This window comes from Pseudomonas sp. FJ2-5-13, assembly GCF_029201605.1.
Taxonomy (GTDB): Bacteria; Pseudomonadota; Gammaproteobacteria; order Pseudomonadales; family Pseudomonadaceae; genus Aquipseudomonas; species Aquipseudomonas lactis.
The window spans coordinates 5,160,097-5,174,233 of record NZ_CP104045.1; the positions used below are offsets into that span (position 1 = coordinate 5,160,097).

The following is a 14,137-nucleotide window of genomic DNA, read 5'->3' on the forward strand; positions in this document are numbered from 1 at the left end:
ACCCCGCCTTCCGACCTACGACCAAAGTTTCGCAGGCGGCAAATTGACACACCCCTGCCCAGCCTCTTAATCTAGCCCACAGCGATTGTAAATTGGTATTACCAATTACCCAAGCTCATCAAACAACAACAATCAGGGGCCACCCCATATGCAAACCTGGCAACAGCTTTACAGCCCACTCGGCAGCCTCGGCCTATCCGCACTGGCCGCCGTCATTCCCATCGTATTCTTCTTCCTGGCGCTGGCCGTGTTCCGCCTCAAAGGCCATGTGGCCGGCAGCATCACCCTGGCCCTGTCGATCCTGGTCGCCATTTTCGCCTTCCAGATGCCGGTAGACATGGCTCTGGCTGCGGCCGGTTATGGTTTTGCCTACGGCCTGTGGCCCATCGCCTGGATCATCGTCGCGGCGGTATTCCTGTACAAATTGACGGTCAAGAGCGGCCAGTTCGAAATCATCCGCAGCTCCGTGCTGTCGATCACCGACGACCAGCGCTTGCAGGTGTTGTTGATCGGTTTTTGCTTTGGTGCCTTCCTGGAAGGTGCCGCCGGTTTCGGCGCGCCCGTGGCGATCACCGCCGCGCTGCTGGTAGGCCTGGGCTTCAACCCTCTGTACGCCGCCGGCCTGTGCCTGATTGCCAATACCGCGCCTGTGGCCTTCGGTGCATTGGGCATTCCGATCATCGTCGCCGGCCAGGTCACCGGCATTGATGCGTTCAAGATTGGCGCCATGACCGGCCGCCAACTGCCGCTGCTGTCGCTGTTCGTGCCGTTCTGGCTGGTGTTCATGATGGACGGCCTGCGCGGCGTTCGCGAAACCTGGCCGGCAGCCCTGGTGGCGGGCTTGAGCTTTGCCGTCACCCAATATTTCACCTCCAACTTCATTGGCCCAGAGCTGCCGGACATCACCTCGGCACTCGCCAGCCTGATTGCCCTGACGCTGTTCCTGAAAGTCTGGCAACCCAAGCGCACCGCAGGCGCACAAATTGCCGGCGCCACCTCCAGCGTAGCGGTCACCTCCAGCGCCGGCGGCTTCGGCTTGCCGCGCAACACCGTGGTTTCGCCCTACAGCCTGGGGCAAATTTTCAAGGCGTGGTCGCCGTTCCTGATCCTCACCGTACTGGTGACCATCTGGACCCTCAAACCCTTCAAGGCCCTGTTCGCCGCGGGCGGTTCGATGTACGGCTGGGTGTTCAATTTTGCGATCCCGCACCTGGATCAACTGGTGGTTAAAGTCGCGCCCATCGTGACCAACCCGACCGCCATCCCGGCCGTCTTCAAGCTGGACCCGATATCTGCCACCGGCACTGCGATTTTCTTCTCGGCACTGGTCTCCATGCTGGTATTGAAAATCGACATCAAAACTGGTCTTACCACTTTAAAAGAAACTTTCTTTGAGCTGCGCTGGCCGATCCTCTCCATCGGCATGGTGCTGGCATTCGCCTTCGTCACCAACTATTCCGGCATGTCCTCGACCATGGCCCTGGTTCTGGCCGGCACCGGTGCTGCCTTCCCGTTCTTCTCGCCATTCCTTGGCTGGCTGGGGGTTTTCTTGACTGGCTCCGATACCTCATCCAATGCCCTGTTCAGCTCATTGCAAGCCACTACCGCTCACCAGATCGGCGTCAACGACACCCTGCTGGTAGCCGCGAACACCAGCGGAGGCGTGACCGGCAAAATGATCTCGCCGCAGTCGATCGCCGTGGCCTGCGCCGCCACAGGCCTGGTGGGCAAGGAGTCCGACCTGTTCCGCTTTACCCTCAAGCACAGCCTGTTTTTTGCCACCATCGTCGGGCTGATCACCTTGGCGCAGGCGTACTGGTTCACCGGTATGCTGGTGCACTGAGACCTGCACGTAATAGGGTAAGAATCGACGCCGGACAACGATGCCGGCGTCTGCTATTTCTGGAGGACCGATGAGCCTGCCTGCTGCTTTTCTCAGCGACGTCGCACAACTGATCCCGCAAGATCGCCGCTTCGACGATCCACTTTCCACCCTCGCCTTCGGCACCGACGCCAGCTTCTACCGATTGATCCCACAACTGGTGATCCGCGTAGAGTCAGAAGACGAAGTCGTCGCACTGCTGCAACTGGCCCAGCGCGATCATGTGCCGGTGACCTTCCGGGCAGCGGGCACCAGCCTGTCGGGGCAGGCGATCAGCGACTCGGTGCTGATCGTACTGGGTGATAACTGGAACCACCGCGAAATTCGCGGGCAAGGCACGCAAATCCGCCTGCAACCGGGCGTGATCGGCGCCCAGGCCAACGCCTGGCTCGCGCCATTCGGGCGCAAGATCGGTCCAGACCCGGCGTCGATCAACGCCTGCAAAATTGGCGGCATCGTCGCCAACAATGCCAGTGGCATGTGCTGCGGCACCGCGCAAAACACCTACCACACCCTGGCGGGCATCCGCCTGGTGCTGGCCGATGGCAGCCGCCTGGACACCGAAGATGCCGCCAGCGTGCAAGCCTTCCGCCAGTCACATAGCGCACTGCTTGAACGCCTGGCCCTGTTAGGTCGTGAAACACGGGCAAATACTGAGCTGGCGGCAAAAATCCGCCACAAATACCGCCTGAAAAACACCACCGGCCTGTCACTCAATGCCTTGGTGGATTTCGATGATCCTCTGGACATCCTCAGCCACCTGCTGGTTGGCTCCGAGGGCACCCTGGGGTTTATCAGTGCGGTCACCTACGACACCGTGATCGATCACCCCAACAAAGCCTCGGCGCTGATCGTCTTCCCGGATGTCGAAACCTGCTGCAACGCCGTCACCGTGCTGAAAACCCAACCCGTCTCCGCCGTTGAACTGCTGGACCGACGCAGCATGCGGTCGGTGCAGGACAAACCGGGCATGCCTGCTTTCGTACAGCACCTATCGGAAAACGCCTGCGCACTATTGATCGAATCCCGCGCCGCTTCGCCATCGCTGCTGCACGAACAACTGACGCGCATCATGGCGTCCCTGGCGGCGTTTCCCGTGGAGAAACAAGTCGACTTCACCGAAGACCCACTGGAAAACGCCCGCCTGTGGGCCATCCGCAAAGACACCTTCCCCGCCGTAGGCGCGGTGCGCAAAACCGGCACCACCGTGATCATCGAAGACGTGACCTTCCCGGTAGAGCAGTTGGCGATTGGCGTAAACCGCTTGATCGCACTGTTCGACAAACACCACTACGACGAAGCCATCCTTTTCGGACACGCCTTGGAAGGCAATCTGCACTTTGTGTTCACCCAAGGCTTCAACAGCAGCGAAGAAGTCGCACGCTATCAAGCGTTCATGGATGACGTCGCACAACTGGTGGCCGTGGAGTTCGGTGGCTCGCTGAAGGCCGAACACGGCACCGGACGCAATATGGCCCCTTTCGTCGAACTGGAATGGGGCAGCGACGCTTATCAACTGATGTGGCAGCTCAAGCGCCTGCTCGACCCCAACGGCATCCTCAACCCGGATGTGGTGCTCAGCGAAGACCCGCAGATTCACCTCAAACACCTCAAGCCCCTGCCCGCCGCCGATGAGCTTGTGGATAAGTGCATCGAGTGCGGGTTCTGCGAACCGGTGTGCCCGTCAAAGGGCCTGACCCTGAGCCCGCGCCAGCGCATCGTGATCTGGCGCGACATCCAGGCCAAAAAACGCGCAGGCGTGGACACCACCGAACTGGAAGCGGCCTACCACTACCAGGGCATCGACACCTGCGCCGCCACCGGCTTATGCGCGCAACGCTGCCCTGTAGGCATCAATACCGGCGACCTGGTGAAAAAACTGCGCAGCCGCGAGGCCGACCGTACGAAAACCGCCGACTGGCTCGCCAGCCATTTCGCAACCGCGCTGCAAGGTGCGCGCTTTACCCTGCACGTTGCCAACGGTGCGCGCATGCTGCTGGGCGCCCCACGGCTGGCCAGGCTCTCGAGCACGCTGACCAAGCTGTCCAAAGGGCAAATTCCGCAGTGGACCAACGCCATGCCACAGCCCGAAAAAGCCATCCGCTTCAGCCCCGCTGTGACAGACGCGCGCCCTCGCGTGGTGTACCTGGCCGCCTGCGTCTCCCGCGCCATGGGCCCGGCAGCCGGCGATAAAGAGCAAATGTCGCTGTACGACAAAACCCGCCAGTTGCTGGAAAAGGCCGGCTACCAGGTAGTCTTCCCCGACAACCAGGACAGCCTCTGCTGCGGCCAACCCTTCGCGTCCAAAGGCTACGCCGAGCAGGCCGAACACAAGCGCCAGGAACTGATCGGCGCCCTGCTCCACGCCAGCCGCGGCGGCCTCGACCCCATCTACTGCGACACCAGCCCCTGCACCCTGCGCCTGGTGCAAGAGCTGGAAGAAACGCGCCTGGACCTCTACGACCCCGTGCGCTTTATCCGCACCCACCTGATGGACCGCCTCGACTTCACACCCCAGGAAGCGCCCATCGCCGTGCACGTCACCTGCAGCACCCAACACCTGGGCGAGAGCCAGGCACTGATCGAACTCGCACGACGCTGCGCCAAAACCGTGGTGATCCCCGAAGGCATTCATTGCTGCGGCTTTGCCGGCGACAAAGGCTTCACCACCCCGGAACTCAACGCCCACTCCCTGCGCTCACTCAAGGACGCCGTGCAATCTTGCAGCGAAGGCATCTCCACCAGCCGCACCTGCGAGATCGGCCTGAGCCAACATGGCGGCATCGACTACCACGGCCTGGTCTACCTGGTAGACCGCGTCACCCGCGCCCGCGCCCACTGACCCGGCAAAAAAACCGAACCCTGGCGCACCGGCGCAGTCATCTGCATAGGCCTCGACCAACGAGGCCCATCAGTGATGTCGCTGGCAGCGGTTGCACGCCAGCAGCGTCGAGCCCTTTTGCGCAAGGAGACACCCTATGAAGCGTTCCGCTCTTGCTGGCTTGTTCATGACCGCTGCGATGCTCGCCTCCCCCGCTTTCGCCGCCGGTGACAAAGACCTGTGCCAGATCAACCTGGACAAAATCAACAACGGCAAAGCCCTGCTCGCCACCGACACCAGCGGCAAAAGTGGCGAAATAGACACCGCCGTCTCCCAGGCCAAGGCCGCCCACGCCGCAGGTGATGAGAAGAAGTGCATCGAAATCACCTCCAAGGCCCTGCAAGACCTGCAGAACAGCGAGAAAGGCGGCCAGTAGGCGAGAGGGCCAACCTTCGGGTTGGCCTTCGCTGACGTTTTGGCGTACACTGCACAGGCTTGTCACTCACTAAGAAACAACGAGTTACAAGCACGGGGCCGTTTAGGATTCGACGCCGGTCGCGAAACTTTAGGTGCATGCCGAGTTGGTAACAGAACTCGTAAATCCACTGTTGCAACTTCTTATAGTTGCCAATGACGAAAACTACGGCCAGGAATTCGCTCTCGCTGCGTAAGCAGCCTTAGCCCTGAGCTTCTGGTACCTTCGGGTCCAGCAATCACCAGGGGATGTCTGTAAACCCAAAGTGATTGTCATATAGAACAGAATCGCCGTGCAGTACGTTGTGGACGAAGCGGCTAAAACTTACACAACTCGCCCAAAGCACCCTGCCCTTCGGGTCGCTGAGGGTTAACTTAATAGAAACGGCTACGCATGTAGTACCGACAGCGGAGTACTGGCGGACGGGGGTTCAAATCCCCCCGGCTCCACCATTTGATCATCTAAAGACGTCCACGGACGTCTTTTTTTGTGCCTGAAATCCAGTAAATACGGGGCTTTTAGCGCTTTTGGGGGCTCTGGAGGATTTCTGAGTTCCAGCCGCTTTGGTATCCCAGGTGGTATCCCGGACTACCAAATGCTATTTTCAGGATACCAAAACGGTGCTGGAGGTAGCCCCCATGCCTACTAACGCAACCCGCCTCTCCGATCGCCAGCTCAAGGCAGTCAAGGCAACTGGTAAAGACTTCGTCCTCAGCGATGGCGATGGCTTGCAGCTTCGAGTACGCGCAAGCGGCTCGATGATGTGGAATTTCAATTACCGCGAGCCCCTGACCAGAAGCCGTATCAATATGGCGCTTGGTCCATATCCCGACCTCTCGCTAGCCAACGCCCGGAAGAAAGCCGCGGAGGCGCGTGAGCTGCTCGCTCTGGGCATTGATCCCAAAACCCAGCGTGATGAGGTGAGGCAAGCCAAACTTGCTGAGACTGAACACACTTTCGAGAAGGTGGCCACCGCCTGGTTCGAGTTGAAGAAAGACTCCGTAACCAAAGCCTACGCCGAAGACATTTGGAGATCGCTGACACTACATGTTTTCCCAAGCATGAAAACAACGCCGCTCTCTCAAATCACTGCTCCGATGGTTATCAAGATCCTTCGCCCAATCGAGGCCAAAGGGAGCCTCGAAACCGTGAAACGATTGAGTCAACGACTCAACGAGATCATGACCTATGGGGTCAACTCCGGGCTGATATTTGCGAACCCCCTCAATGGAATTCGGGCGGTGTTCAAGAAACCCAAGAAAGAGAACATGGCTGCGCTACCACCTGAGGAGCTTCCCGAGCTCATGATGGAAATCGCGAATGCCAGTATCAAACGCACGACCCGCTGCCTGATTGAATGGCAGTTGCATACGATGACCCGCCCTGCCGAAGCAGCCACCACACGATGGGCAGATATCGACTTCGACAAGCGCATTTGGACCATTCCGCCAGAGCGCATGAAAAAGCGTCGGCCGCACACAATCCCCCTTACCGACCAGGCACTTTCGTTACTGGAGACGCTCAAGCAACTCAGCGGTAACAGAGAGTACGTGTTCCCCTCAGATAGAAACCCCCGCACCCATGCCAATAGCCAGACCGCCAACATGGCGTTGAAGCGCATGGGCTTTCAGGACCGTCTAGTCAGCCACGGCTTGCGCTCGATGGCGAGCACCATCCTGAATGAGCATGGCTGGGATCCGGAGCTGATCGAGGTCGCGCTGGCGCATGTCGACAAGGACGAAGTTCGTAGCGCCTACAACCGGACGGATTACATCGAACGCCGGCGTCCGATGATGGCTTGGTGGAGTGAACATATCCAGAAGGCGGCCACCGGCAGCCTGTCGGCATCGGCCATCAATCAAACCAGGGACCGCAACGTGGTGCCGATCCGCTGAGCATCCAAGGTTAACGATACCGCCAACAGTCCGTGTAGTGCCGCATGGCGACAGAAATGACGACTGTCGCTAAATCTCTGGTATGTCTGCGCTTGTTCAGCCAAGCCCCTGAGTTTGGGAAGGCTCCGCATTCCCAAACTCAGGGGCTCACGCTTAACGGTCGATCAGGCAACCACGACTTTTGCCTTTCTACGGCGGATCAACCCTGCTGTTAACTCGTAGTAGTAGATGGTAGCTGGAGCTGAGCATCGCAAATAGTGCTCCAGAAACCATCTCACGTGCTTTTCTCTCCAGGACCAGGGAGTCGCGCAACCCCAGCGTTCACGAATTACCTCGTGCATCCTTTCTGCTTGCCTGATGTGCCGCTGCTGCGTGGCATGTGCACCTTTGAGCACGGGGCGCAGGAACAACGCTATGTCGAACTCGGCCGTCATCGGCGGCCTCCGATGTAGGCACTCACCACATCGATGCGGTTATGTCCCAACTCGTGGCTGATCTGCTTACGGGCTCGCTGATCAAGTGCTCGATCCTCTTGATGAACACGACCACCATTAACGGGTGCAGGAAAGCCGATTAGTTGCTCATAGCGCTCACAGGCGTAAGCCGCCCGCAGCTCATGAAAACCTTTTAATCCATGCTCATGCAGGATGTCCCGTGCCGGTCGCACAACTGCCTGCATAAAGTCTTTGTAGCTTTCGTCGGGCGCCAACAAATTCCGACTGCCATTGGGTGAGTTCGCGCTGGCCCAATCCAGGGCATCGCGAACTTGATCCGTTACCGTAATCCAGCGCGGTGCCGAGGCCCCTGATCGACCACCTTTGGTGCCATCCTGGATATTGATCTTGCCCAGTTGCCGAGCCTCACGTTGCAGCCTGGGCAAGTCCGCCAAGACCGCTTCACGCAGACGCATGCCGGTCTCCCGAGCAAGGAGCACAATGGCACTCACCCTCGATTGCTGACGATCTGACAGCGCCCGCGCGATCAATTCGACCTGGGCACGGTCTTGGCCATGCGGAGCCTCACTACGCACGCTTGAGCGTTGCAAGCCCAGCGCCTTACTCGGACTCGGGATTTTGACGTACTGATCACCGCGCAGCGCGGCCATCGTTCGGTTCACGCTGGACAGTCGGTTCTGCGCGGTGGCAATGCCGACGTTGCCCTGATCAACCTGCTCCCGCACGTGGACGGCGTACCGCATTAGGACTTCGCGGTCGATCTGTCGCGCATCATTGAGCCTCGGCCCTTCCTCGGATAGACACCAACGCACGAAGGCCTCCCAGCGATCACTATGGGCTTTGACGGTAGCAAAATGGCCGTCGCCAAACAGGTCTTTCAGTGCCTGCGGTCCGGCATAGCTGAGCTGGCGACCGAAGCCGAAATTGCGTCCTGCTCGCTTACCGACCCGAGCCATTTTTCTGTTCCTGATCGGCTGCTGCGAGATCATGCAAAAGGGCTCGCCAGTGCGCACTTACAATCGCGAGCTGAGCCCAATCAGTCGGGCGAAAACACAGCGTGTTGTCGGTGACGTAAAGATGCGCGCCCTCCTCTTTCAACCATTGAATAATGGCTGTCGTAGAGGCGATAGCTTTATGGGTGGTGGCGACACTGGCGACAGCGGCGACAGCCCTTGTCCTGCCTGGTTTTGAGCGTGGCGACAAAGTGGCGACAGTAGCGGCGACAAATCGCGCTTTGGGCTCCTTTTGACGCTGAGCCAGATGGTTGCGCAGCGCTTCATCAAGATTAAACATGGCGCACCTCGAAGGTGTGGCCATCAGTGATCAACCACTGATGATCAATCAACTCGACCAGCAGCTTAGCGGCATGACGACTGCTCTTGCGGGCAAAGCGGGGACCGTTGCGATTCAATTCACGAATACTGAAACGCTTCCAATCTTTGACCTGTAGCCATCGCAGCAGCCGGTCTGCCTCCTCTTTTACTCGACACACTGGCTCCTGCTCAGTCAGGCGCTGGATCTCGGTGAGGTAGTAGCCGACTAAAGCGGAGGCCCGTTGGATATGGTCGACCTCCACGACGCTGCTCTCCTCCACAACTGCAAGAGTGCCGGCGACGCGCAGCAGGTTATCGGCGGCCTTTGATCCGCTGGGCCGTACGCTGGCCAGCTCGCCAAACTCCCCCAGCTGAGCTTCGATAGCATCATGCAAATCAATCCAGCGACGGCGGGCTAACGGACTCAGTGTCAGCGGTGATAGCCGCAAGGCACCGTCAGCGGAAAGTGACCAAGGCTGATGAAACAGGGCCGAAAGACGGTGGTGATATCGCTTTAGGGCGGGGTCTTTGGACAAGTCGACAGACTGGTAACTGCGTTGTCCGGCCAGGCTGGTGGGCCAGGTGATGAGGCAGCGACCGAGAATGCCTTGCCCCTGCAGCAATGGGTCACTGAGTAACTGCATGGCTAGATACGGTTGCAGCATCAGGTGCAGGCTTAAGCGTCGATCGTAAGCTCGCAAGCTTTCACCCGCCATAGACCGCGCGCGATCTATCGGACTGCCGTCCCAGAGTGACGACAAGGTCGTAACCGCTTTCAAACGGTTATCTCGACTCATGGTGCTGCTGCCGAGGAATTGTCCCCCTTCATCGCAGAACAACCCCATGCTCGGCAGGTCATGGCAGAGCCCTTTGATCAGCGCTTCAATAGTTGGGTCCGTGGTAATCAGCCTCGGTGCAGAGGGCTCCGCTTCGAGCGGTACACCGTTCGCGGAGTCGGGATCGGCAGGGTTGATACGCTGCATCTGGCGCTGTGCGGCGCGGTACCGGGCAAGCTGTTCGCGGTAGCGCTGCCACTGCTCACGCTCCCATTGGCGTGCTGGCAGCAATGCAGATCGGTCTGCCGCCGTTTTACGATCCCCCGAAGCTGCCACCGTGATCAGGTACAGAGAGAGGGGATAATTTCTCCCGTCGAGCTGTAAGCCGGCATGACCTTGGGTAGCCAGCGCCGAGGCAGCCAACACCGATTGTGCAGCCAATGCCTGGGGCACGCCGATGACCTCGGCCATGCGCTCCACCGCAGGCCCAAGAATCCCACCCAGTGCCTGAACCGGATAAGGCTGGGCCACGGGATTCGACTCAATCAACGGTCGAGGTGGTCGTGATAGTTCAAGCTTCGGATCTAACTGCTGCATGGCCCTCTCCTCGTTCATTGCTGGTTGTCCTCACGTAGTCCCGCCACGGTTGTTGAGTGTTATCAGGGATCAAGGCTCCTGCGGCCTGTGAGGTGCTCACTGACGCGGAACGAACGGCTCCTTACAACCAGGAGCGAGGGCATAACCCCATGAATCTGGCCTCCTTAGTCGCATCCGAAGATGCGGGCGGGTAGAGGCTGTGCCGACTGACGAGTTCGGCACCTGGAGATCCGGAGTAGGAGAAGGCAACGACATGGACACCTGGGGCATGCCTGACTGTCAGTCAGATGCAGCCTTTCCATTGGCTGCGGCACCGGTGCCTGTGTCGTTGCGGATGGCGACGAATCGGATTTGTCAGGTCGATTGTCACGAGGAGAGTTGCGGCAATGCCCTGTACGACGTGGCTTGCAGCAGTGGTACGAGCGCCCGTCTCTTTCCAGAAGAAAGAGACGGGCGCGGATTGGCGCAACGAAGTGTGCCGAGAGGTGAGGTTGCTGCAGTGCAGCGAGAAAGGTCCATCGTCTGCCGCAGTGGGCAGATCAGTCGAGTAGGCATCCATCACTCTTGGGGAGTGACCGTGCGAGCCGCCGGACGCTAATCGCACTTCGGAAGAACCACCACGCAAGTGGCGTAGCCTTGAAGGTTCTAGCTACCTGGGCAGGTGCTGTCAACGACAGCGATCCGTGCGCTAATTGTTATACCTGCTCGAAAAGGCGGTCAAGCATTGGGAGCAAAGTGGGCCAGAAGTGGCGACTGTCGCCACTTTGTCGCCACGCTCCAGGGCACGTCCGACGTGGTTTGTCGCCGGTGTCGCCGCTGTCGCCACTCCTCTAGCAATAGCTCCGCTTTGACATTTTAACTGCACTGCACCGATAACGGTCGTGGGTCATTTCTGACGTATAAACGACGGAGTGACGTTAATCAAATTTGAAATAGGAGGGGGAACGAGGTGGCTTCGAGAAAAAAGCGAGTGAACCCTCCGATCGGCGCGATCAAAGATCGCTGGATCGGAGGGTTTGGCGGGAAAAGCAAATCTCAAACGTCAGATACAGACTCAAGCATCAAAGCTGGTTAATTGGGAAGTGTCGGCTTTACGCCGCATGATCAGCGTCTGCTTGCAACGAGGAGGAGTCCATATACGGACATTTACAGACGAGGCGATCACTCCAAAGCGGGCCATAGACACACTGTCAAAGGTTTTGTAACCTCAATGCAGGTCTGTTCGCTTTTCTATTTAACAGTAGAGATTTACGGCCAATTCAGCATCAAAATTCAAGGAAAGAGAATGAGCAGTACCGCACCGCAGCAACTGATAATTTCTGGCGTTGTATTGGATAGCATTAACTCCTTTGCTTCGATTGGCGACGTACGCCTCCACCCTGGCGCAAACAGAACAGGCTATATCGATGGTTACATCTTTGATGGCAGGCAGTGGCGCAGCCTAGATCTAAAGTCGTTTGGCTCTATTTCCAGAAGCTTTGGAAGCCCTGGAGAGGTTGGCCCTATTATGCGAAAAATCGCTTCCAAAGTCGCGGAATGTAAAGCGATGCCTGTATATTACGAACTCACGAACTCCGGCAAAAAGAGCCGGTATGTATTCCGCGGCGTTCCTATGTCAACATTCCTAGCATCGTGGAACCGATTGTGAGAGAAATATAAAGTAATCTGCAGCTTCGCTGCAGTTTACTTTGCTCTTTTGATGTCCAAAAACTGCACTTCTGGCGAGTCGTTTTCTACCACAGGAACGTACAGTCTTGTTGCCACTGCCTTACACCTTTGGCGGCCAACCTATTCAACTTATTCATTTCCCGGCCGGCCTTTTGGCTGGTTTGTTAACGGGGTGGATATACGATTCGAGTGGGAATCCTCTTCCTTTTTCTGAGCGGGCTGTGACAACTAACCGCTTTCGATCCACCAGCGACATTCGGCGTTCGGCTTCGACATCTGGACGCTGCCGCCAGACCTTTGATCAGATATCCCGCGTAGGAACGACGTCAACCGCCTCACAGTAGACGACCTCTATCTCACCGAAGGTGCGCCGCCACTCCTCAATTGTTTCCGGTAGTCGGGCTCTATAATCTGGTACGTTTGTGAAATACCTAAGAACGGCGTCGTCAGTGAACGCAGCCCACATTCGACCGTCGTCTGCGACCATAAGAAGGCTTCCCATTGACGCATAGAGCCCTGCGACGCCCCCCCGGTAAGCGCGCACATCCATTAGGTGAGCATCGGTATTTTCATGTGAGCCCATATCGCTCGAGCAGAGTCGCATCGTGCTCAGGTGTGAACCAACTAGCGAATACAGTCGAGCCACCTCTAGTTCGTTCAGACATCCTGCGTCAAACCACGGCTCGTATTCGTGGGTAAGCCTTCCGCCGAAGTGGGCACGCGTGCCTCCGAAGTATGAGCATCGTGAGACTTCTTCAATGATAACCACGCGGCCACCATCGGTAAGCTCGCGTCTGAACATAAGTTCGCCGTCAGGCTGACCCGGTCCATTTTGCAGGCGACAGTAAGCAAGGTCTTGTGACATCACTCTCGCATAAGCTGTGATGTGCCCATAATGGGCGCCGTGCGAGACAGACAAATCAAAAAGGAACCCATTTGGCCCCACTTCACGCACAAAAAGCGTTTGATCCAGGATCTCTCCGATGCGGTTCCTCCAAACGCCCCACCAAAGCTTCGCTTCACGGCCGCTGGGCAAGCCGCTAGCAACACTCGGACTCAGTGAAGACCGCAAAGCCCCCTCGAATCGGCCTTGCAGTAAACCCCGGGCTTCAGCAGGTGCAGTCTCTGAGTCAAGCGAATAAGTAATTACGCGCCTACCTCTTAAGTCAAACGGAAGTAGCTCTGGCCCACCGAAAGCGATGTTCTGTACCAGTATGATGTTCTCCCAACCAAGCTCCGCTGCCGCATAGCCCAGTTCGACAAGAATGTTTGGGTTCGGCGACGGCCGCAAAGAGCCCGCATTGATTATGCTGACATCAGCAACGAACACGTCGGCGGCAGAAATCTTAGCCAGAATGCTGTGCGCTATATCAGGTGTCCCACCAAGGTTTGCTGTATCGCGATCTAAAACCGGCTCAAGAGTTGCGTCATCATCTGCGGCTATGGTTCGAATTGCGCGCTCGAGTGCGTCGTTGATAAAGCCACGATTTCCCCTGGATGGAAGGTCGGACTGCCATGAATAGAAAATCACTCGTCTCATTTCTAAGCCCTACTCATTCATTTTTCGACAATGCCGAAGCACCCTTAGCATGTGGCGAAACTGAGATAACATTTAATTTTCTTACATTCCGTTTCTGCTTCCACTTGACGCGGAAAAATGCTCCCCTAGTAATGTTTACGCTTACAAAAGAGCCGCCCCCCTCACTCGTCGAAACAGTATTCGGTACTGCCGGACCGCACGGCCCGAAACCGACGCTATCTGAAAAGCCGATTTCGGTCGATCCTGTTGACAAAGTCCGCGATGGTTTCCACAGCAAAAAATATGCGTCCGAGATTGAAATCTTTACTTTCGGCTTACAGGCTTCCGGGTTCAGATTTCACGTAGCAGCGTGCAAAAAGGCGTTTTCACCAGTCCATAATCATGCCGTTTGGGTGGACCGACTTTGTCAAAAGAATCGACCAAAAGCGGACGGTCTGCCCTATAAATGAGTCCGACTACCTTTCCCACACTCGGATGCTGGAATCACCACCCGCGACGAAGCAGCGCTTAATCAATGCATGGGGTGCGACACTCCGTATAGCTGGACCGATCGGCGGCTACGATAAGAACGCATGCATCTTGGCCAAGCCCCATTGGAATCTGCTACACAGGATAGCCGGACTTGGAAGGTGCGGCCTTGGGTTAAACCTGCGCCCGTAGGATGGTATTGAGCGTAGTGCCCCCATCAGCAGTCATCGCGAGAACCGCAAAAGAA

11 protein-coding genes and 1 other RNA gene are annotated in these 14,137 nt (G+C 57.6%); 7 read left to right on the forward strand and 5 right to left on the reverse strand.

The window, feature by feature from the left end:
- Positions 1 to 148 precede the first annotated feature (148 nt).
- From N2A98_RS22790 to N2A98_RS22810, 5 genes are all read left to right on the forward strand, one after another.
- Positions 149 to 1,843: a lactate permease LctP family transporter gene (locus N2A98_RS22790; RefSeq protein ID WP_078803828.1), complete on the forward strand. Its 1,695-nt coding sequence runs from the start codon at positions 149 to 151 to the stop codon at positions 1,841 to 1,843.
- A 70-nt stretch (positions 1,844 to 1,913) separates the two neighbouring features.
- On the forward strand, positions 1,914 to 4,724 hold the full coding sequence (locus tag N2A98_RS22795) for an FAD-binding and (Fe-S)-binding domain-containing protein (RefSeq protein ID WP_275622671.1): 2,811 nt from the start codon (positions 1,914 to 1,916) through the stop codon (positions 4,722 to 4,724).
- Positions 4,725 to 4,860: 136 nt separating this feature from the next.
- Positions 4,861 to 5,139 carry a hypothetical protein gene (locus N2A98_RS22800; protein WP_020301768.1) on the forward strand — a complete coding sequence of 93 codons (279 nt, stop codon included), beginning with the start codon at positions 4,861 to 4,863 and terminating at the stop codon, positions 5,137 to 5,139.
- 94 nt (positions 5,140 to 5,233) lie between these two features.
- Positions 5,234 to 5,630, forward strand: a transfer-messenger RNA (tmRNA) gene (gene ssrA / locus N2A98_RS22805).
- 186 nt (positions 5,631 to 5,816) lie between these two features.
- Positions 5,817 to 7,073, forward strand: a complete 1,257-nt coding sequence (locus tag N2A98_RS22810; protein ID WP_191942866.1) for an integrase domain-containing protein — start codon at positions 5,817 to 5,819, stop codon at positions 7,071 to 7,073.
- Positions 7,074 to 7,237: 164 nt separating this feature from the next.
- On the opposite strand, the gene N2A98_RS22815 is transcribed toward N2A98_RS22810, so the two are convergent.
- The 4 genes from N2A98_RS22815 to N2A98_RS22830 are packed head-to-tail and all read right to left on the reverse strand — an operon-like array spanning position 7,238 to position 10,214.
- Complete coding sequence (locus N2A98_RS22815; RefSeq protein WP_099268127.1) at positions 7,238 to 7,507, reverse strand: hypothetical protein; 270 nt, start codon at positions 7,505 to 7,507, stop codon at positions 7,238 to 7,240.
- Positions 7,504 to 8,484, reverse strand: coding sequence for an integrase domain-containing protein (locus tag N2A98_RS22820; RefSeq protein WP_275622672.1), 981 nt, complete (start codon positions 8,482 to 8,484; stop codon positions 7,504 to 7,506). Before N2A98_RS22820 ends, N2A98_RS22815 begins: the two co-directional genes overlap by 4 nt.
- The gene (locus N2A98_RS22825) at positions 8,468 to 8,821 is read right to left on the reverse strand and encodes a hypothetical protein (protein WP_275622673.1); all 354 of its coding nucleotides are present in this window, start codon (positions 8,819 to 8,821) and stop codon (positions 8,468 to 8,470) included. Before N2A98_RS22825 ends, N2A98_RS22820 begins: the two co-directional genes overlap by 17 nt.
- Positions 8,814 to 10,214, reverse strand: coding sequence for a YfjI family protein (locus N2A98_RS22830; RefSeq protein ID WP_275622674.1), 1,401 nt, complete (start codon positions 10,212 to 10,214; stop codon positions 8,814 to 8,816). Before N2A98_RS22830 ends, N2A98_RS22825 begins: the two co-directional genes overlap by 8 nt.
- Before the next feature lie 1,285 nt (positions 10,215 to 11,499).
- Between N2A98_RS22830 and N2A98_RS22835 the strand changes: the two genes are divergently transcribed.
- Positions 11,500 to 11,862 carry a hypothetical protein gene (locus N2A98_RS22835; RefSeq protein WP_275622675.1) on the forward strand — a complete coding sequence of 121 codons (363 nt, stop codon included), beginning with the start codon at positions 11,500 to 11,502 and terminating at the stop codon, positions 11,860 to 11,862.
- Positions 11,863 to 12,183: 321 nt separating this feature from the next.
- Here N2A98_RS22835 and N2A98_RS22840 read toward each other — a convergent pair whose 3' ends face one another.
- Positions 12,184 to 13,422: a hypothetical protein gene (locus tag N2A98_RS22840; protein ID WP_275622676.1), complete on the reverse strand. Its 1,239-nt coding sequence runs from the start codon at positions 13,420 to 13,422 to the stop codon at positions 12,184 to 12,186.
- Here N2A98_RS22840 and N2A98_RS22845 point away from each other — a divergent pair.
- Positions 13,398 to 13,871, forward strand: coding sequence for a hypothetical protein (locus N2A98_RS22845; RefSeq protein WP_275622677.1), 474 nt, complete (start codon positions 13,398 to 13,400; stop codon positions 13,869 to 13,871). The genes N2A98_RS22840 and N2A98_RS22845 overlap by 25 nt on opposite strands.
- Positions 13,872 to 14,137: the final 266 nt, after the last annotated feature.

Excerpts from the sequence above, each read along its gene's own strand:
- N2A98_RS22790 (WP_078803828.1), top strand. The coding sequence starts at position 149 with ATGCAAACCTGGCAACAGCTTTACAGCCCACTCGGCAGCCTCGGCCTA.
- N2A98_RS22795 (WP_275622671.1), top strand. The coding sequence starts at position 1,914 with ATGAGCCTGCCTGCTGCTTTTCTCAGCGACGTCGCACAACTGATCCCG.
- N2A98_RS22800 (WP_020301768.1), top strand. The coding sequence starts at position 4,861 with ATGAAGCGTTCCGCTCTTGCTGGCTTGTTCATGACCGCTGCGATGCTC.
- N2A98_RS22810 (WP_191942866.1), top strand. The coding sequence starts at position 5,817 with ATGCCTACTAACGCAACCCGCCTCTCCGATCGCCAGCTCAAGGCAGTC.
- N2A98_RS22815 (WP_099268127.1), bottom strand. The coding sequence starts at position 7,507 with ATGACGGCCGAGTTCGACATAGCGTTGTTCCTGCGCCCCGTGCTCAAA.
- N2A98_RS22820 (WP_275622672.1), bottom strand. The coding sequence starts at position 8,484 with ATGGCTCGGGTCGGTAAGCGAGCAGGACGCAATTTCGGCTTCGGTCGC.
- N2A98_RS22825 (WP_275622673.1), bottom strand. The coding sequence starts at position 8,821 with ATGTTTAATCTTGATGAAGCGCTGCGCAACCATCTGGCTCAGCGTCAA.
- N2A98_RS22830 (WP_275622674.1), bottom strand. The coding sequence starts at position 10,214 with ATGCAGCAGTTAGATCCGAAGCTTGAACTATCACGACCACCTCGACCG.
- N2A98_RS22835 (WP_275622675.1), top strand. The coding sequence starts at position 11,500 with ATGAGCAGTACCGCACCGCAGCAACTGATAATTTCTGGCGTTGTATTG.
- N2A98_RS22845 (WP_275622677.1), top strand. The coding sequence starts at position 13,398 with ATGAATAGAAAATCACTCGTCTCATTTCTAAGCCCTACTCATTCATTT.
- N2A98_RS22840 (WP_275622676.1), bottom strand. The coding sequence starts at position 13,422 with ATGAGACGAGTGATTTTCTATTCATGGCAGTCCGACCTTCCATCCAGG.